This is a genomic window from Clostridium sp. 10cd*, assembly GCF_044336395.1.
GTDB lineage: Bacteria > Bacillota_I > Bacilli_A > Erysipelotrichales > Erysipelotrichaceae > Clostridium_AQ > Clostridium_AQ innocuum.
In genome coordinates this window covers 2877564-2895014 of the sequence record NZ_CP172347.1, presented here as the reverse complement: position 1 = coordinate 2895014, position 17451 = coordinate 2877564, and the positions used below count along the sequence as shown (strand labels likewise).

Here is a 17451-nt window from a genome sequence, read left to right as displayed (position 1 = left end):
ACTCCTATAGTTGATGGAAGCGCTTCTGTGCAAAGCTATCCAGTCGCATATAGAATACCACATCAACAGCAATACATACAATCACCATGCCTGCCGTACCGAAAAGAAGGTAGTCATCCGGCAGGATGAAGAGCAGCACACAGGTCACAACCGTCATAGCCATACCTGCCAGCATGGACACGATTCCCGACATATTCTGCTTAACAGCAGCTGCCTCCTGTTCCCAAACCAGCTTGGGGTGCAGGATATCCAGCGCAAGACTGGCATAATTGCCAAGTACGATGGTGATAAGGGAAGCAGCTGCGGCAGCGAAATACCAGGTTAGCGGGAAAATCGGCAGCAGGAAGTATACACAGACCATCGTCAGCAGCATGCTGATGACAGACATCAGAATACCGCTGAGTACCTTAGCCTGCAGCTGCTGCTTCAATGACATGGGAATGTATTTCATGAAGGAGATATTTGTTCCCTCACGCGATATGGCGGTTGAAGAAATCATGTTCAGATTACTGAACAGAAAGCCTGAGGCCATGCCGGCAAGTACAGCATAGGGGAGCATGCCGTCCAGATACGGTGTGATATCCGGAAGCTGCTGCAGCAGGACATCCGCATCCGCTGTTATAAAGATGACCAGCAGCATGATCGGCATCAGTACACACATGCCGATACAGTTGATTGCATACACCGGTGTACGGATAAGCAGACGCAGCTCCTTAATTAAATAGGTGCGTACCTTGCTGTGGCGGCTGACACGCGCAAAATCCTTTGCGGACAGCTCCTTGCGGGAGCTTTTTGTTTCGCTGAAGCCGATGGCTCCCTTAAAGTACAGCCATTTTCCCAGAATGACCAGGACCGCCAGAGCAGCACAGGTGATGAGTATATAGTAAACCAGCTGCAGTGCATCGCTGCTGATAAGTGCTTCTGCGGCAAAGGGGATGGCCGGAAATATTTTGGAGAACAGGGAAATCATGGAATTATTCCCCTGTGTCAGCATCGAAATGAGCGCATTGGGATCCTCTGCAATCGTACCGGAGTTCATTGCAAAGCTGAAGCCGAAGGCCAGAATAATGGAAAGGATACCGGCAATCATATTGAAGCGGTCGCGGTTTTTGAAAAACGGCACAAAACGCATCAGCAGCATCGTGATGATGCTGGACAGGACGAGGGGATAGATTGGAAGGGTAATGAAAATTGCCAGCGCAAGTAGAATATAGGGAATACCAATTGCAGCATTGTTTGCATAGGCGATGTACAGCGGTACGCAGACGATCAGTGTAAAGGCATATTCATACACAAGACACACACTGAATTTGGCACTCAGAATGGTCTGCGGCGGCAGCGGAAGCGCCAGCAGGGTTTCGGAATCCTTGCTGAAATAAAAGATGGAGGGAATCAGAAAAATGGAAAACAGAAAGGTTACCAGTGAGGAAATGTGAAAGCCCAGTGCCAGAACAGCTCCCTCCTGCTGCAGGGGCTGCAGCTGTGCCATGGCAGTGTTGAACATCATGTACAGCGTGAAGCCTAACGGAATCATACAGACTGCAAGCACGCCATATATGAACACGTTGAGTGCCTTCTTGGATTTGCCGTCGCTCATCATCCCCATGGAATTCTTTAACAGAACCCGTGTCAGAGACAGATATTTACGCATGGGCAATGACCTCCATGAACAGGGCTTCCAGAGAATCACATTGCGGATGCAGCTGCTTCAGCTCCTCCAGTGTACCGAAGAACACGATGCGTCCCCTGTTGATGATGGCAACCTTATCGCATAAACGCTCCGCCACCTCCAGCACATGGGTGGAGAAGAAAACAGTGTTTCCCTTGCGGGCATGCTCCTTCATCATTTCCTTCAGAGAATAGGAGGACTGCGGATCCAGACCGGTCATCGGCTCGTCCAGAATCCATACGTTTGGATCGGAAAGCAGCACACCCATGATGACGATTTTCTGCCGCATACCGTGGGAATAGGAAAGAATGCGGTCATTGAGTGCGTCCTTCATCTCGAAGGTTTCCGCAAGGGAGGTGATGCGCTGCTTGCGCTGCTCGCTGTCAACCTCATAGATATCTCCCATAAAATTCAGGTATTCCAGCCCCTTTAACCGCAGGAAAATATCAGCGTTGTCCGGAACGATTCCGAATTCCTTTTTTGCCTCCAGCGGCTCCTTAACGATGTTTTTCCCGTTGATCAGGATTTCTCCCTCATCCGGATTGAGCACACCCGTGATCATTTTGATCGTTGTGGTTTTGCCGGCACCGTTTGGGCCGATAAAGCCGATGATTTCTCCCGTAGGTATTGTCAAAGAGATATCATCCACAGCCTTGTGGGTACCTCCGTATATTTTTGTTACATGCTTGATTTCAATCATTTGTTTTCTCCTTTCATCCGCTTTGAGCGAAACAGTGAATATGAATAGATATAGGGCACCAGAGCCATAGCCGATGCAAGTCCAAGGATAGACCCCGTCAGAATTTCCTTTGGCAGCACACTGAGGAGCATCATGAGCAGTCCGGCCGCAAACCATAAACGCCCAGCCATGCGGTGAGTTCTGCGCCAGTTATCCTCATCCTCCAGTGCCCATGGAGTTTTGATGCCGATAAAATAATTCTGGCGGATTTTCGGCATTAGATTGCCCATGACGGCAAACAGGAAACCAAGCCCCAGCGTGATCGCCATTGGAACATCCAAAGCATCCGGCTTCCATGCGGAAATAGCAGTTATCAGACACATGCCGAAAATAAGCAGACACAGTACCATTAGAAATACGTTACAGGTAGATACAAAGCGCTCCACGTTTTTCCTGCGTGGATCCGTGCTTCTGACAAACTGGAAACCGACGGTGATTACGAGCTGCAGCACAGGAAACAGGAACAGAAAAAGCTTGTCGCACCAATTGTCGATAACACCCTCCGCATTCCAGTGAATCGGAATCTGCGCAGGCAGGAAGGGGAGAATTACAAGACAGAATAGAAACGTTATCAGAATCAAAAACGCAATACTCAGGGTTTGCTTTTTCATTGCTCTTCTCCTTTCAGGGATGTGATCCAGCCGATGATTTCATCAATCACGCTGGTATTCAGCTCATAATAAATGTATTTCCCTTGTTTTTCATCCGTAATCAGACCAGCCTTTCTAAGAATGGAAAGATGATGGGATATCGTGGCATTTGTGCTTGAAAAATGTGAAACGATATCTCCGGCACTGCGCTTGCCGTCCTTTAGCAGATTTACAATTTCTCTGCGGGTCGGATCGGACAGCGCCTTGAAGGTTTCCTGAAATCCCATAGCATCACCTCTTTCATTTCGATAACTGTCTAAATGAAGTATAGAACAGAACGATTGGATTGTCAAACAAATTCCGTATGGATAGTAATTTTGTATAAACTATGGTAAAATGAAAACCAGCAACGGAGGTATCCGCATGAAGAAACCCATGTCAAAAACGAAAAAAATTATATATGATATACTGTTCGTCATCGCTCTGGCCGTTTTTCTGTTTTCCGCCTATAAGCTGATCAGCATCTACTATCTGAATTATCAGGAGGGGAAGGAAAAGGATGCGGTACAGGAGGTTGCCAAGGTTCCCAAAAATCCGGAAAAGGAGGATTTCACGATTGACTGGAAGGCATTGAAGGAGAAAAATCCGGAGGTTGTCGGCTGGATTCTGATCCCTGATACAGATATATCCTATCCCATCGTGCAGGGAAGTGATAATTCCTATTATCTGAATCACACCTTTGAAAAAAAGGAAAATTATGCCGGTGCTATTTTTATGGATGCCGGCGCAGATGCTTCCTTTCAGGATCGCAATACCATCATCTACGGACACAATGTCAAGCACGGTACCATGTTTGCCGAGCTGGAGAAGTTTAAGGAGCAGGCATTTTTTGAACAGCATCCGTATCTGTATATCTTCACTGAGCAGCAGAATTACCGCTGCGAAATATTCAGTATGTATTCAACGAGTGCAACGAGTGCCTCCTACCGGCTTCAGTATGCGGATGATGCGGACTTCAAGAGCTATGTGGATATGGTGAGGGAGCTTTCGGATTTTAACCGAAAGGTATCGGTCAAAGGACAGGATCGCATCGTTTCGTTAAGCACCTGTTCCTATGAACGTGACGGACAGCCCAGCGAGCTGCGCTACCTGCTGCACGCCAGACTTGTGAAGTGGGACGGGGCATTGAAGAAATAAAGCCAGCTGCATTTTAAAGAGAAAACAGCAAATCCTGCGTTTGGAAAGCGGAATGCTCAGGATGGAAAGGAGAACATGCGATGCATATGAAATCAAGAATTATCGGACTGCTGTTTCTGGCAGTTGGAATCGGATATTTGGGAGGCGCCATGGACTGGTGGGATTTCTCCATCTTTTTCCCGGGCTGGTGGACACTGTTTCTGATCATCCCGGCAGTATTCAGCTTTTTTGAGGACGGCTTCCATTTCGGAAACGGCTGTGTTTTTATTCTGGGGGTATATCTGCTGTGCAGTGCAAATGACTGGATCAGTATTCGCCTGACATGGGGAATGCTGGTGGCAATCGGCTTGATTCTGCTCGGCTGCCGTATGATCATCGGGGACAGCTTTCTGCGGTTTAAACATAGTGACAGTGTCCTGCAGGAGGAGGATGGCCGCCGTGATTTGCGCAGTGCCACCTATTTCGGCAACAAACGGCTGAATGCTCATGGTATTGTGTATTCACTGAAGGCGGAAAGTGTTTTCGGAACGCAGATGATTGATCTTGTGGATGCGGACTTAACGGAATGCGGCTATGTGAAGCTGGAAGCGGTGTTTGGCAGCATCGACCTGCTGGTCAGTGACAGGATACATTATCGCGTGAAAAGTGAAAATGTGTTCGGAAACACCCGTGTGGAGCATCATCCGGAGGGCTCACAGGATCTTGCGGTAGATGTATCCTGCGTCTTTGGAACGATCAATCTGCGCAAGGTGCATGTCGAGGATGATATCCTGAATGGGAAATACAGAGAAAAGTAGTCGGGTACTACTTTTTTTCTTGCTGGCATACACTGTGTCAGAGGTGGTAGTTATGTTTTCCAGAAAGTGCAGGACGCTCACCGTACTGATTCTGCTGCTGGTGGTCATCGGCGTGATCATGGTGGGCAGCTCTTCCCGTGTATGGGCATCCGCGAAATTCAATGATGCATCCTATTTTATGAGCAGACAGGCCGTGTTTGCACTCATTGGGGTCTTTGTCATGTATGTGGCCAGCCGTATTTCCCTGACGAAGCTTCGCAGGTACGGGAAAAAGCTGTTTATCCTGTGTGTGATCGCCCTGATTCTGGTATTGATTCCGGGGCTAGGCATCCAGCGAAACGGTAGCCGCAGCTGGTTTGGTGTCGGCTCCTTTCTGATTCAGCCATCTGAATTTTTCAAAATTGCCATCATCATTTACGTTGCGGATTTTCTGGCAAAGCGCTACCGCATCAAAACCTTTAAGCGCGATCTGCTGTTTCCGGCCTTTCTGGTCATGCTTGGCTTTGGTCTGATTCTGCTGCAGCCGGATTTTGGAAGCGGCATGGTTATGGTCTGTTCCATTGTCGTCATGGTGCTGGCGGCGGATTCACCGCTTTCTTATTTTGTGCGAGTCGGTATGCTGGGGGCTGCCGGTCTGGGTGGACTGATCATATCCGCGCCCTACCGCCTTGCCCGTATCACCTCCTTTATCGATCCGTGGAAGGACCCGCTGGGGGCAGGCTTTCAGATCATACAGTCATTGTTTGCTATCTCACCGGGAGGGATTTTGGGTGTCGGCTTTGATAACAGCATGCAGAAGCATTTCTATCTGCCGGAGCCGCAGACGGATTTCATCTTTGCCATCTTCGCCGAGGAATTCGGCTTTATCGGCTGCTGTATCCTTATCACCTTATTTCTGATGGTGATTTATCAGGGCGTGAAAATTGCCAAAAACAGCAGTGATCCTTATCTGTGCTATGTCGCTATCGGCTTGATCTCGCTGTTTGCCATTCAGGTGATGATCAATCTGGGCGTTGTTGTCGGTCTGTTTCCGGTTACAGGCATCACCCTCCCCTTTATATCCTACGGAGGCAGCTCGCTTGTGGTCATGATGGGCAGCATGGGGCTCTTGATGAGCATTGCAAATGAAAGCTGAAAAACATAAAATTTACTGCGCAGTAACACGTCTTCCTATGGTATAATAAAAAACAAGGAGTGATTACATGAGAATGCTGATTGCCACTGGAGGGACCGGAGGTCATATCTATCCTGCCATGGCGCTGGCGGATGCCGCAAAAGAGCGCTATGGGGATATTGAGATATTGTTTGTGGGAAATGATGATCGAATGGAGGCCAGTGAAGTACCGTCCCATGGTTACGCCTTTCAGGGACTGCATGCCAGCGGACTGACAGGAAATGTCTTCAACAAGTGCAGGGCACTGCTGCTGATGATGAACTGTTACCGAAAAGCCTGCAGGATTATTGATGAATTTAAACCGGATATTGCGATTGGCTTTGGAGGCTATGTGAGTGCACCTGTCATGCTGGCGGCACATCATAAGCATGTAGCTACCATGATCCATGAACAAAACTCCATTGTCGGAGTTTCTAATAAAATGGTTGCTAAGTATATGGATGCGATCGTCATCTGTTATGAAAAATGCTTTGAGGAGTTCGGCAGAGAAAAAACCAGACTGCTGGGAAATCCCCGTGCAACCAATGCGGTCCATGCCAAATTTGACAGGGACTACTTTTTATCACTCGGTCTGAGCCTGCACAAGCCGCTGATCCTGGTTGTTATGGGGTCATTGGGTTCCACATCAGTCAATGCCATCATGAAGGATGCACTGCCTGCTGTGAGTGAACGGTATCAGATCCTGTTTGTGACAGGGAAAAACAATTACGAAGAGATGCGTAAGCAGATTCATGCCCCGCATGTAAAAGTCGTCGATTATGTAAAACAGCTGGATATTATGGCGCATGTCGATCTGATCGTCTGTCGTGCCGGCGCAACAACCGCAGCGGAAATCACTGCACTCGGTACACCGAGTATACTGGTTCCGAGTCCCTATGTTGCCCATAACCATCAGTTTTATAATGCCAGCGTACTGGTTGATCACAAGGCGGCTGTCATGCTGGAGGAAAAGGATTTGAATGCGGAGGCACTATCCAACGCAATCGATCGCATCATGTCGGATGATTTGCTGCGTGCTTCCATGCACAGCGCTTCGTTAGCGCTTGGAAAACCGAATGCGAGTGAGGATATACTGAACTGGTGCGATGAAATGAAAAGGTGAACATAGATGAATATAGAAATGAAACTACAGTCCTATGGCGATGTGGAATGCCAGGTGCCGCTGTCCAAGCGGACGACATTTCGTATCGGCGGGACTTGCAAATATTTTATTTATCCGAAGAATGAGCTGTGTCTGCTTCGGATACTGGACATTCTGGAGGAGGAAGGAATTCCGCACCGGATATTCGGCAAGGGAAGCAATATCCTTTGCAGCGACGATGATTATGAAGGGGCGATCCTTTGTCTGGACCGCTATTTTACTGATTTTTTCTTCGAGGAGGAAGGCTCCTGTCTGGTACAGGCGGGTGCCAGCATCATCATGCTCGCACATGAAGCGATGAAAAAATCCTTCAGCGGGCTGGAGTTTGCCAGCGGCATACCCGGTACGCTTGGGGGCGCTGTTTTCATGAATGCCGGTGCTTATAAAAGTGACATATCACAGATTCTGAAAGAGGTTTACATTTTAAAGGACCGCTCGATAGTTGTTATGCGCGTCGAGGAGCTGGAATACGCATACCGCCACTCGATATTCCAGAGTCACCGCGACTGGATCATCCTGGGGGCAAGACTGCAGCTGCAACTGGGGGATCAGAAGGAAATTCGTGATTTAATGGATTCCCGAAGAAAGCGCCGCATGGATTCTCAGCCGCTGGACAAGCCGTGTGCCGGCAGTATGTTTCGCAATCCTAAGGATCATCAGGCATGGCAGCTGATTGAAGAAATCGGTATGCGTGGAACACGGATCGGCGGAGCGATGGTTTCAGAAAAGCATGCGAATTTTATCGTCAATGAAGATCATGCAAGGGCAGAGGATGTAGTACAGCTGGTAGAAGTCATTCAGAAGGAAGTACAGGACCGCTTTGGTGTTGAGCTGATTACAGAAGTGGAGAAATTCAATTGGAAGATATAAACGACCTTCTCTATGATGACGTCGAAGCGAAATACCTGGCCCTTCAGAATAAGAAAAAGAACCGCAGGAAGAAAAAGCGAAAGAAACGACTGCTGATTCTTCTGGTTGCTCTCGCGCTTGCCGCGCTGTACTTTATCAGTGATTTTTCAAAGGTGAAATCACTGGATGTAAGAGGAAATTCCTTCTATACGAAACAAATGGTTCTTCAAAAGGCAGGACTGACCTATGACAGCCGCTATATCGTCATCCCCCGCTTCTATCTGGAATGGAAGCTGGAGAAGGATGATCTGATTGAAGCTGCCACTGTACATAAGGAACTGGATGGTGCCATTACCATTGAAGTGAAAGAAAAGAGCATTGTCGGATATTATATCGATAATGGGAAAAACTATGCATTGGTGAATGACGGAAGCAGTCTGGTAATCGACAGCACCATGCTGGATACGATTGTGAATTATCCGCTCGTGGACGGCTTTACGGCTGCGGAGCGGAAAAAGCTTGCCAAAAGCTTTGGCGGAAAACAGAAGGTGGAGGATTCCATTGTGCAGATGATATCGGAAATGGTTCCGTATGAAACATCATATGACAAGCATATGGTGAAAATCATCATGCAGGACGGCAACACCATTTTTACCTCCTATGAGTCCATGCCGCTGCTCAACGATTATCTGGGGACGCTGAAGCGTCTGAAAAAAAGCAATGTCTGTTTATGGCCGGATGCCGCTACGCATTCCATACATAACGAAAATTGCAGTAAAAAAGAATAAACAGATAAGAAAAGAAGGAACATTCTTGGAAATCTATACGGTTTTTGGTATAATAAATAAGATGTAAGGAGGAATATTATGTCAATCTCTAAAAGTACACAGTATGGAAATATCGAAATTTCCATTGATGCCATTGCTTCATTGGCAGGCGGTGTTGTGACAGAATGCTATGGAGTAGTCGGAATGGCTTCTCAAAAATTTCTGAAGGACGGTATCGCAGAACTGTTAAAGAAAGAAAATTACGCAAAAGGTGTTGTGGTTCGACAGAAGGAAGATCATCTGGAGCTGGACCTGTACATCGTAGTGTCTCATGGAGTAAAAATCAGTGAGATTGTTTACGAAGTGCAGCAACGTGTGAAATATATGCTTGAAAAATCCCTGGAACTGGAATTCAAAAAAGTGAATGTCTATGTGCAGGATGTAAAGGTTATGAAATAGGGTACTGCATATGGAGACAATTAACGGAAGTTTATTTAAGGATATGCTGGCCAGCGGTGCGAATCTGCTGTCCAACAAATTCAGTGAAATCGATGCATTAAACGTATTCCCAGTACCGGATGGTGATACGGGAACAAATATGTCTTTGACATTCAATGCCGGTGTACAGGATGCGCTGGCTTGTCCGAGTGATGATGTCTGTGAAATCGCCAAGGTATTGTCCAAGGGACTGCTGATGGGGGCACGCGGTAACTCCGGTGTTATCACCTCTCAGATTTTCCGCGGTCTGTATCAGGGTGTGGAAGGCATGAAGGAAATCAACGGATTCCAGCTGGCCAATGCACTGGTACAGGGATCACGTGTTGCGTATAAGGCGGTTATGCGTCCTGTTGAGGGAACGATTCTGACCGTTGTGCGTGAGGCGGCTGATTATACGTATGCCTATGCAACCTCTACACAGGATGTAACGGTAACGCAGGTAATGGAGAAGATGGTGGAGGAATCCAAGGAATCTCTGATTCGTACACCTGAGCTGTTGCCTGTCCTGAAGGAAGTCGGTGTCGTGGACAGCGGCGGTGCCGGTCTTGTGACGATTTTTGAAGGCTTCCTTTCTGCAATGAAGGGAACTGTAATTCAGAAAGAGGAAGCTGGCGAAGCAAGCGAGGGTGTTCAGGCATCCATGGAAAGTGAGGAATTCGGTTATTGTACGGAATTCATCATTCGCCTGTCTGAGCGCGGTATGAAAAATTTCAGAGAGGATTCTCTGCGTGATTCTCTGGCAAGCATTGGTAATTCCATCGTCTGTGTGCAGGATGATGATATCGTAAAGGTGCATGTGCATACACTGACACCGGGAGATGCCCTGAACATGGGGCAGCGCTATGGCGAATTTGTCAAGCTGAAGGTTGAAAATATGCAGGAACAGCATGAGAACATCATGATGAATGCTGCAGTTGAAAAAGAAGAGGCGCCACAGCAGCCGAAAAGCAAATATGCGATTATCACGGTTGCGGCCGGTGATGGTTTAAAGGATATGTTTACAGAGCTTCGTGCTGATTATGTTATCAGTGGCGGGCAGACGATGAATCCTTCCACAGAGGATTTTGTACAGGCAATCGACAAGGTGAATGCCGAGCATATCTTCATTCTTCCGAACAATTCCAATATTGTACTTGCGGCACAGCAGGCTGCTTCGGTTTGTGAGGATCAGCATGTGGAGGTTATTCCGACAAAGACGATTCCGCAGGGGCTGAGCGCATGCATCATGTTCAATCCGGAAGTGGATTTTGATATGAACCTTTCAGAAATGAGCGATGCGATTGCACTTGTGAAAACCGGACAGGTAACCTATGCGATTAAGGATACCACCTTTGAGGGTATGGAAATCTGTGAAGGTGATTATATGGGTATTCTGGAAAAGGATATCATTGTATCGAATCCGGATAAGCTGGATACGACACGTCATCTGATCGATGCCATGGTGGATGAGGAAAGTGAAATCGTCACACTGATTTATGGTGAGGATATCACAGAAGAAGAAGCACAGGGAATTGCTTCCTACATTGAAGATAAATACGATGTTGAAGTGGAAGTGAACAGCGGTAATCAGCCGGTGTACAGCTTCATTCTCGGAGTCGAATAGTACTCAAAAATACAATAGGATATGAAAAGCTCGATAGATTCGGGCTTTTTTGTATCCTGTAGCATAATAAAGTAGCATTGCTTATGCTTTAAATTTATTTGTTGTGGTGCTTATTTATAGGTTCATTTTTAAGACTATTAACATAAGGATGAATGGATATGTCTTATATCATGAATAGTAAATTTATCATTTTAAGATTAACAAATAAATGTGATAAAGGAGTAATTAAAAATTTGTTGCCTGACTCTTTAAAAAGCACTTTTGAACATTTACCACTTTTAGACATTGGTGAGGTTTTAGTGGTTGGTGATGCTATAGTACTGCCAAGTAAAATAAAATTAGATAAACCTAAAGATTCGCACCAACCTTTAAGTGGCACAAAAGATATTGGGATGAAGGGATATGATAAAGCCTAATAATAATGCAATTAAAATTGCGATTGAAACATTAAGGAAACAAAACAGAAGTTAATATATTCATTTCTAAGAAATATAGATAATTACTTTTTTTGTTGATAAACAAAGTATAAATTTCTAATTATCTTTTTATATTTTCTTAAATGCTCGTAAAGCCTTATTCTATGTGCTTTCGAGTATTTTTACTGTAGGAAGATACTTCACGTTTCTTTGCATATTTCCTCATGTCTTAGCTGTCAGAAGTGGTAAATAAGTAGTAAATTCATTTGTACTACTAAGCAACAAGACGCTCCTGTTGCTTCTCTTTATTCAAGCGTTTCATTTCTGCCATTGCAGAATCGAATGTTGCATGTGCGTAATAGTTCAGCGTCATGGCTATATTAGCATGTCCCATAATGTACTGTAATGCCTTTGGATTCATTCCTGCATTTGCATAGTTGGTACAGAATGTATGTCGCAAACTATGTGGAGTGATGTGTGGCAATTTATCCTCGTTATACTTATTGTATTTCTTAACAAGACCTTTCATCATGCCGTTGTAATCACTTGCCACTTTTGGATAGTTCTTTCTATTAAGAAAGAGGAAATCACTATATCCATCAATCTCAACACGCTTATCATTCTTTCGATTCGCTAACACTCGCTTAAATGCTTGATAGGCTTCTTCAACCATAGGAACTTGACGTTCGCCACTTTTGGTCTTTGGTGTTTCAATGTAGTACCCAATTTCAGTATCTCTCAATAGCTGATGGTCTATATTGACAAGACGATTCTCAAAATCTAAATCTGGAAGTGTCAAACCACCAAACTCTGAAATACGAAGACCTGTTTTTAAGAGTATCAGAATTTCATCATAATTTTTGCTGTAGGTTTTATCAGCTTTTGCAAAGGCTAACAGTTTTTCTTCCTGTTCTTCTGTTAGTACGGTCTTAGGGACAGTATCATCATCAAGAACTGCTTTCAGTTGAAAGTCAAATGGATTCTTCCGAACACAATCATCTTGTATAGCAATATAGAATGAAGCCTTTAAAGAACGTTTGTAGTTATTGATGGTTTGATAAGCATAACCATTTTCACTCATTCTAATAGCCCATTCTTTAGCGTCTGATGGCTTAATACTGTCAATACTTCTTACACCTAACTTGTCTTTCTTCAAAATATCCATAAGATATTTGCGTCCAGTTTCAGTGTTTTTTCTAACCTTTGGTCTTTGAGCGTTCTGTTTTGCGTAAAGCTGGCAGAGTGTCATTTTCTTTCCTACAACATCAATACCATCATGAATGTCTTTCTGTAACTCTGCGATTTTCTCTCTAAGTGAGATACAATCACGCTTTCCTGCTGGTACTCGGTCTGTAGCCACAAGTTTCCACGAGTAAACAAATTGCGGTTCTCCAAATGAATCTATATATTTGTATAAGTATCTTCCGTCTTTTCGTTGGCTCTCTCCAGTCTTTAAGATTCGACCTTTATTGTCACGTCTTTTTTCTGACATGGCATTTGCTCCTTTCCTTTATGGAAAGAGCCTTGATACGACTTAATACTATTTTATCATATACAAGACCCTTTGGCGACGCTAGATTGCGTCCAATGTATCTATAATTTTTTCAAATTGTTTTCGTTTAATCTGAATACGATTGCCATTCATAATCAGCCAATTTGCATTTTTATTTTCCTCTGCCAAGCGTCGTAGCTTGTTTTCGCCAATACGAAAATATTTTGACGCTTCTTCAATGGTTAGGGTATAACGTTCCCAAATAGGAATGTCAGTCTGCTTCATAAAATCCTCCTTTCCAAATCACTTATTTGGATTTCATAAAAGTTGTTTTACCAGCAATCGAACAGCTTTAGCAAAGCTCACGGGAGTTCCACCCCTGCATGGTTCTCATGTAGCCATACTCATTGCCTGCGACGGTTTTATCACGCTCGGACTATTGACTGTATGGGAGTATCATTATCACGATAAGAATGTCGTTGCAGGCAATCCTGCTAAAGATTGCTTCTCGGATCACTAACATGAATCGCTCGCTATCTTTATAAGATAGGTCATGGCGGTTAGTTCCGTTGGCTCTTTTCTTATCGAAACGTATTCGATTACTTTTATTCAGTTTTCAAAGAACAATGGCTCGTTAGCCTATCAAAACACATTGAAAGCTCAATATGCTTTGGTGGAATAACAAACCTCCCTGTTCGGGAAGCGTGGAATGGTTTAGCACGCTTCCACGAAAGGAGAGAGGATATTACTTAATTTCAAATGACAAAATCTTTGTAATCAGTCTGGTTTCCATTCTTCCACGTAAGACTTCATCAACGACCATACTTTGATTGCCATATTCATCTTTCATAAGTCGTAGGGAACGCTTCGTTATGTACCCTCTGTAATGATGTAGAATCTGGTTAATCGCTTCGGTATCGCCATCTGTTGCCTTTACAATGAGAGGAAAGGGAATCATAGGATATTGTGTTTTCATTCTTCAAATTCCTCCATAAACTTTTTAATTAAGGCTAGTCCACTGGTTCTATGCCGATAGACAGTAGAACGGTTCAATTTCAACAGGTCTGCAATTTCTGAATCGCTCATGTCCATAAAGTAAAACAGCAGTAGAATTTCACGTTTCTTGTCTGGCAACTCACGTAATGCTTCACTCAACAAATCATTTTCAACGCCTACTGATAACCCATTGAGTGTAAAAATCTGAAAGTCAGTTGAATAGTTATCTGTTGTCGCAAACTGGCTAACAAGATAATCGCCAACATCCGAAAAGGACACCTCACGCTTTGCAATCCTTGAAAGATAAAGCATATAATTCTTTCGCTCGTCTTCCATAGCACGTTTACAGATATAGTCAAACTGATTTTCTATTGTGGTCTGAAAAGAAGATGGTTTCATGTTTCTCACCCCCTTTCTGTCTAGGAAAGGAAGTGAGCCTTGCTCGTTTATCTCCTTTCACTCTTAGTCCCAATGTGAAAGGGGGATTTGTTGCATTACTGATAAATAAACTTTGTAAAAAAGTTCTGAATAGCCAAAAAAGCATATGAACAGATTTATTTCTCTGTTTACATGCTTCTGTTATTCTATCTATATGATTTATAAAACCACATTGGTGGACGTACTTATCTATTGCAGATAGACGACTTTTTTTGACAAGAACCCAATGTAAGGAAATTTATTGTATATGATGTACTTCATGGCGACGTTGACCTCCAACAAACCGCCATTTGGAAGTAATATACAATATTTTAACAGCGTAAATAGCACTACCATATAACGGTTTTTTTTATTGGCGTTTAGTAGTGCTTTTTATTAAATATAAACCTATAAACCATATAACACGTTTTTCTATACCTGTTTTTAATTCAGTAGGAACAATAAAATGTATAGAGGTGGTCTACTATGCGTAAAAAAGAAGATAAATATGATTTTAGAGCCTTTGGTTTAGCCATTAAAGAAGCTCGATTGAAACGAGGTTTAACTCGTGAACAAGTGGGAGCATTGATTGAAATTGACCCACGGTACTTAACTAATATTGAAAATAAAGGGCAACACCCCAGCATACAAGTTCTTTATGACCTTGTATCGTTACTTCATGTTTCCGTTGATGAATTTTTCTTACCTGCTAATAACTTGGTAAAAAGCACCCGACGATTACAGATAGAGAAATACATGGATAGCTTTACAGACAAAGAACTATCCTTAATGGAATCTTTAGCCAGCGGTATCAACGAAGCAAGAAACATCGAAGACTAATTAAAAGAATCCATACATAACGGAAAGAGCCGATAAAATGAGATTGTATTAATCTCATTTTATCGGCTCTGCGTCTTTGCGTCTGGCTCTGTAATCACAGTTACTTTGAACTGCTTTATTTCAATTAAATTTTCTTGTCTGCATTTCGGACAATAGAGGGGGAATTTTTTTAATTCAGTATCTTCCCTTATCTTTAATCGTGTTTTATTTCCACATACAGGACACAATATCCACTTGTAGTTTATAATAACTATCTCCTCCTTTACACTTTAATTCAAATCTTTATTAAAAAATATTTCATCTTATTTAACAAGAAACCATATTTATATAACAACATAAAATACACTAAGTTATTTTATTGAACATATATCGTACTTTATCTATCCGACTATTTGGACGACGGGGCTGGCAAACAGGTTCACCGGTAGTAACATGGTACCCTTTTAACTCTGTTAAACAAACACTACGTCCATTTGTAAAGAAAGTTAAATCACTACGATATTCTTGAATACACCGAGCAGGGATTTCTCCACTAAGAATGACCTCATTATTTTTCAATTGAGTGTCTACGATGTTCGCACAATATTTAGGAGCATCGTTGTATGCTCGTGAAAGATATTCCTGTGGCGCATAAATTTTAAAACTAAGATATGGCTCTAACAATTCTGTTCCAGCTTTTTTTAAGACTTGTTCCAATACAATAGGAGCAAGCATCCGAAAATCTGCTGGGGTACTAACAGGGCTATAGTATAAGCCATACTTAAAACAGATTTTACAGTCCGTCACATTCCAACCATACAATCCTTGTTCACAGCCATAGCGTATCCCCTCCATAACTGCATTTTGAAACGATTGATTTAAGTATCCAAGAGAAACCGAGCTCTCATACTGCATTCCACTTCCCAACGGAAGCGGTGATACAGATAAACCAATGGAAGCCCAGAAAGGATTTGGCGGCACTTCGATGTGAATGGTATATTCTGCATTTTTTAACGGTCTCTCCATATAAATGACTGTAGGCTCTTTTAGTTCTATCTCCACATGATACTTTTCTTGCAACAGTGCACTAATCACTTCCATTTGTACTTTCCCTAAGAAAGAAAGTATAATTTCATGTGTCGTAGAATCCACGTAATATCGTAGAAGCGGATCACTATCTGAGATTTCCAAAAGGGCATCAAGCAACATTTCTCTCTGTTCAGGTTTACTCGGTTCAACAGTTGTTTGTAGTAGAGGGTGCGGATTTTCAATCTTTTTTCTCTGTGGCAATAGTTTTGTATCTCCAAGAACACTATTTAACTTCAAAAACTCATTCTGCAAAATAACAATTTCCCCGGAATAAGCCTTATCGATTTTACATAATTCACCATTTATTGAAGTATACATTTCTGTAACTTTTATTTTTTCTTTTTCTGATACTCTAACCGAATCTCGTAAATGTAGTACTCCACTATAAAGGCGTATATATGCAAGACGTTGTCTTTTTTTTGTATATTCAATTTTGAAAACATTTCCGCAAAGTTCAGACTGACCTCGATGTGTTGATGAATAAAATTTATTAGTAATAACTTCTATAAGGTTATCAATCCCTATATTACTTTTTGCACTTCCATGATAAAGAGGGAACAGAGAACAATTCTGAAATCTTATGCTTTCCTCTTGTTCGAGTTCCAATGCTTCTAATGATTTACCGGACATATATTTCTCTAAAAGGTCATCGTTTCCCTCTATTACCGTATCCCATTGTTCAGATTCGGTAAAGTTCGTCACACACATATTAGGATACAGTTCTACCTTCTGTTTGATTACAATTTCGGCAGAAAGTTTCTCTTTAATATCCTGATAAACCGTTGATAAATCAATTCCATTTTGGTCAATCTTATTGATAAAAAAGATTGTGGGAATCCCCATTTTCCTAAGTGCATGAAATAATATACGAGTTTGTGCTTGTACGCCATCTTTTGCAGAAATCAGTAGAATTGCCCCATCTAAAACTGATAATGAACGATATACTTCTGCTAAGAAATCCATATGTCCTGGCGTGTCTATGATGTTCACCTTCGTATTTTCCCACTGAAAAGAGGTTATTCCTGTCTGAATTGTAATTCCTCTCTGACGTTCTAAAAGCGTATTATCCGTCCTCGTTGTACCTTTGTCCACGCTTCCTAATTCTGTAATCGCTCCACTGTTATATAATAAGCTTTCTGTTAAGGTAGTTTTTCCTGCATCAACATGAGCTAAAACTCCAATATTAATAATTTTCATG

The 17451-nt window shown here is 43.1% G+C and carries 21 protein-coding genes; 11 read left to right on the top strand and 10 right to left on the bottom strand.

Features of this window, described 5'->3' with window-relative positions; genetic code table 11:
- Positions 1–4 precede the first annotated feature (4 nt).
- From ACG3M1_RS14355 to ACG3M1_RS14340, 4 genes are read right to left on the bottom strand one after another with little or no spacing between them, the layout of a single operon-like run.
- Positions 5–1651, bottom strand: a complete 1647-nt coding sequence (locus ACG3M1_RS14355; RefSeq protein ID WP_008817544.1) for a putative ABC transporter permease subunit — start codon at positions 1649–1651, stop codon at positions 5–7.
- On the bottom strand, positions 1644–2369 hold the full coding sequence (locus tag ACG3M1_RS14350) for an ABC transporter ATP-binding protein (RefSeq protein ID WP_002610485.1): 726 nt from the start codon (positions 2367–2369) through the stop codon (positions 1644–1646). The genes ACG3M1_RS14355 and ACG3M1_RS14350 overlap by 8 nt, the downstream gene beginning before the upstream one ends.
- On the bottom strand, positions 2366–3019 hold the full coding sequence (locus ACG3M1_RS14345; RefSeq protein WP_008817542.1) for an SdpI family protein: 654 nt from the start codon (positions 3017–3019) through the stop codon (positions 2366–2368). Before ACG3M1_RS14345 ends, ACG3M1_RS14350 begins: the two co-directional genes overlap by 4 nt.
- Positions 3016–3285, bottom strand: coding sequence for an autorepressor SdpR family transcription factor (locus ACG3M1_RS14340; protein WP_002610489.1), 270 nt, complete (start codon positions 3283–3285; stop codon positions 3016–3018). Before ACG3M1_RS14340 ends, ACG3M1_RS14345 begins: the two co-directional genes overlap by 4 nt.
- 136 nt (positions 3286–3421) lie before the next feature.
- Between ACG3M1_RS14340 and srtB the strand changes: the two genes are divergently transcribed.
- The 9 genes from srtB to ACG3M1_RS14295 all read left to right on the top strand — a co-directional run bounded on the left by srtB (position 3422) and on the right by ACG3M1_RS14295 (position 11440).
- The gene (gene srtB / locus ACG3M1_RS14335; protein ID WP_008728793.1) at positions 3422–4195 is read left to right on the top strand and encodes a class B sortase; all 774 of its coding nucleotides are present in this window, start codon (positions 3422–3424) and stop codon (positions 4193–4195) included.
- A gap of 80 nt (positions 4196–4275) precedes the next feature.
- Positions 4276–4992, top strand: a complete 717-nt coding sequence (locus tag ACG3M1_RS14330; protein ID WP_002610493.1) for a LiaF transmembrane domain-containing protein — start codon at positions 4276–4278, stop codon at positions 4990–4992.
- A 52-nt stretch (positions 4993–5044) separates the two neighbouring features.
- Complete coding sequence (ftsW, locus tag ACG3M1_RS14325; RefSeq protein WP_008817541.1) at positions 5045–6127, top strand: putative lipid II flippase FtsW; 1083 nt, start codon at positions 5045–5047, stop codon at positions 6125–6127.
- Between the two features lie 67 nt (positions 6128–6194).
- The gene (gene murG / locus ACG3M1_RS14320; RefSeq protein ID WP_008817540.1) at positions 6195–7268 is read left to right on the top strand and encodes an undecaprenyldiphospho-muramoylpentapeptide beta-N-acetylglucosaminyltransferase; all 1074 of its coding nucleotides are present in this window, start codon (positions 6195–6197) and stop codon (positions 7266–7268) included.
- Positions 7269–7274: 6 nt separating this feature from the next.
- A complete protein-coding gene (gene murB, locus ACG3M1_RS14315) occupies positions 7275–8177 on the top strand; it encodes a UDP-N-acetylmuramate dehydrogenase (protein WP_009270997.1) in 903 nt (300 codons plus the stop codon).
- A complete protein-coding gene (locus ACG3M1_RS14310; protein ID WP_009270996.1) occupies positions 8165–8944 on the top strand; it encodes a cell division protein FtsQ/DivIB in 780 nt (259 codons plus the stop codon). Before murB ends, ACG3M1_RS14310 begins: the two co-directional genes overlap by 13 nt.
- 78 nt (positions 8945–9022) lie before the next feature.
- Complete coding sequence (locus ACG3M1_RS14305) at positions 9023–9382, top strand: Asp23/Gls24 family envelope stress response protein (RefSeq protein WP_002610499.1); 360 nt, start codon at positions 9023–9025, stop codon at positions 9380–9382.
- Positions 9383–9392: 10 nt separating this feature from the next.
- Positions 9393–11024, top strand: coding sequence for a DAK2 domain-containing protein (locus ACG3M1_RS14300; protein ID WP_009270995.1), 1632 nt, complete (start codon positions 9393–9395; stop codon positions 11022–11024).
- A 158-nt stretch (positions 11025–11182) separates the two neighbouring features.
- Complete coding sequence (locus tag ACG3M1_RS14295; protein ID WP_009270994.1) at positions 11183–11440, top strand: ATP-binding protein; 258 nt, start codon at positions 11183–11185, stop codon at positions 11438–11440.
- A 274-nt stretch (positions 11441–11714) separates the two neighbouring features.
- Here ACG3M1_RS14295 and ACG3M1_RS14290 read toward each other — a convergent pair whose 3' ends face one another.
- Positions 11715–12932 carry a tyrosine-type recombinase/integrase gene (locus ACG3M1_RS14290; protein ID WP_001291561.1) on the bottom strand — a complete coding sequence of 406 codons (1218 nt, stop codon included), beginning with the start codon at positions 12930–12932 and terminating at the stop codon, positions 11715–11717.
- Between the two features lie 81 nt (positions 12933–13013).
- Positions 13014–13217, bottom strand: a complete 204-nt coding sequence (locus ACG3M1_RS14285; RefSeq protein ID WP_000814511.1) for an excisionase — start codon at positions 13215–13217, stop codon at positions 13014–13016.
- Here ACG3M1_RS14285 and ACG3M1_RS14280 point away from each other — a divergent pair.
- Positions 13201–13452, top strand: coding sequence for a hypothetical protein (locus ACG3M1_RS14280; protein ID WP_001845478.1), 252 nt, complete (start codon positions 13201–13203; stop codon positions 13450–13452). The genes ACG3M1_RS14285 and ACG3M1_RS14280 overlap by 17 nt on opposite strands.
- Positions 13453–13677: 225 nt before the next feature.
- On the opposite strand, the gene ACG3M1_RS14275 is transcribed toward ACG3M1_RS14280, so the two are convergent.
- Positions 13678–13908, bottom strand: coding sequence for a helix-turn-helix domain-containing protein (locus tag ACG3M1_RS14275; RefSeq protein ID WP_000857133.1), 231 nt, complete (start codon positions 13906–13908; stop codon positions 13678–13680).
- Positions 13905–14327 (bottom strand): sigma-70 family RNA polymerase sigma factor, encoded by a 423-nt coding sequence (locus ACG3M1_RS14270; RefSeq protein ID WP_000804885.1) that lies wholly within the window; start codon positions 14325–14327, stop codon positions 13905–13907. Before ACG3M1_RS14270 ends, ACG3M1_RS14275 begins: the two co-directional genes overlap by 4 nt.
- A gap of 504 nt (positions 14328–14831) precedes the next feature.
- Here ACG3M1_RS14270 and ACG3M1_RS14265 point away from each other — a divergent pair.
- Positions 14832–15185 carry a helix-turn-helix transcriptional regulator gene (locus ACG3M1_RS14265; RefSeq protein WP_001227347.1) on the top strand — a complete coding sequence of 118 codons (354 nt, stop codon included), beginning with the start codon at positions 14832–14834 and terminating at the stop codon, positions 15183–15185.
- 59 nt (positions 15186–15244) lie between these two features.
- On the opposite strand, the gene ACG3M1_RS14260 is transcribed toward ACG3M1_RS14265, so the two are convergent.
- Complete coding sequence (locus ACG3M1_RS14260; protein ID WP_000336323.1) at positions 15245–15412, bottom strand: cysteine-rich KTR domain-containing protein; 168 nt, start codon at positions 15410–15412, stop codon at positions 15245–15247.
- A gap of 118 nt (positions 15413–15530) precedes the next feature.
- Entirely contained in the window at positions 15531–17450 is a 1920-nt protein-coding gene (gene tet(M), locus ACG3M1_RS14255; protein ID WP_002371500.1) for a tetracycline resistance ribosomal protection protein Tet(M), read from the bottom strand.
- Between the last annotated feature and the right edge of the window lies 1 nt (position 17451).

What these genes read in the sequence shown, in the direction of transcription:
- ACG3M1_RS14355 (WP_008817544.1), bottom strand. Translation starts at nt 1,651, where the DNA reads ATGCGTAAATATCTGTCTCTGACACGGGTTCTGTTAAAGAATTCCATG.
- ACG3M1_RS14350 (WP_002610485.1), bottom strand. Translation starts at nt 2,369, where the DNA reads ATGATTGAAATCAAGCATGTAACAAAAATATACGGAGGTACCCACAAG.
- ACG3M1_RS14345 (WP_008817542.1), bottom strand. Translation starts at nt 3,019, where the DNA reads ATGAAAAAGCAAACCCTGAGTATTGCGTTTTTGATTCTGATAACGTTT.
- ACG3M1_RS14340 (WP_002610489.1), bottom strand. Translation starts at nt 3,285, where the DNA reads ATGGGATTTCAGGAAACCTTCAAGGCGCTGTCCGATCCGACCCGCAGA.
- srtB (WP_008728793.1), top strand. Translation starts at nt 3,422, where the DNA reads ATGAAGAAACCCATGTCAAAAACGAAAAAAATTATATATGATATACTG.
- ACG3M1_RS14330 (WP_002610493.1), top strand. Translation starts at nt 4,276, where the DNA reads ATGCATATGAAATCAAGAATTATCGGACTGCTGTTTCTGGCAGTTGGA.
- ftsW (WP_008817541.1), top strand. Translation starts at nt 5,045, where the DNA reads ATGTTTTCCAGAAAGTGCAGGACGCTCACCGTACTGATTCTGCTGCTG.
- murG (WP_008817540.1), top strand. Translation starts at nt 6,195, where the DNA reads ATGAGAATGCTGATTGCCACTGGAGGGACCGGAGGTCATATCTATCCT.
- murB (WP_009270997.1), top strand. Translation starts at nt 7,275, where the DNA reads ATGAATATAGAAATGAAACTACAGTCCTATGGCGATGTGGAATGCCAG.
- ACG3M1_RS14305 (WP_002610499.1), top strand. Translation starts at nt 9,023, where the DNA reads ATGTCAATCTCTAAAAGTACACAGTATGGAAATATCGAAATTTCCATT.
- ACG3M1_RS14300 (WP_009270995.1), top strand. Translation starts at nt 9,393, where the DNA reads ATGGAGACAATTAACGGAAGTTTATTTAAGGATATGCTGGCCAGCGGT.
- ACG3M1_RS14295 (WP_009270994.1), top strand. Translation starts at nt 11,183, where the DNA reads ATGTCTTATATCATGAATAGTAAATTTATCATTTTAAGATTAACAAAT.
- ACG3M1_RS14290 (WP_001291561.1), bottom strand. Translation starts at nt 12,932, where the DNA reads ATGTCAGAAAAAAGACGTGACAATAAAGGTCGAATCTTAAAGACTGGA.
- ACG3M1_RS14280 (WP_001845478.1), top strand. Translation starts at nt 13,201, where the DNA reads ATGTCAGTCTGCTTCATAAAATCCTCCTTTCCAAATCACTTATTTGGA.
- ACG3M1_RS14285 (WP_000814511.1), bottom strand. Translation starts at nt 13,217, where the DNA reads ATGAAGCAGACTGACATTCCTATTTGGGAACGTTATACCCTAACCATT.
- ACG3M1_RS14275 (WP_000857133.1), bottom strand. Translation starts at nt 13,908, where the DNA reads ATGAAAACACAATATCCTATGATTCCCTTTCCTCTCATTGTAAAGGCA.
- ACG3M1_RS14270 (WP_000804885.1), bottom strand. Translation starts at nt 14,327, where the DNA reads ATGAAACCATCTTCTTTTCAGACCACAATAGAAAATCAGTTTGACTAT.
- ACG3M1_RS14265 (WP_001227347.1), top strand. Translation starts at nt 14,832, where the DNA reads ATGCGTAAAAAAGAAGATAAATATGATTTTAGAGCCTTTGGTTTAGCC.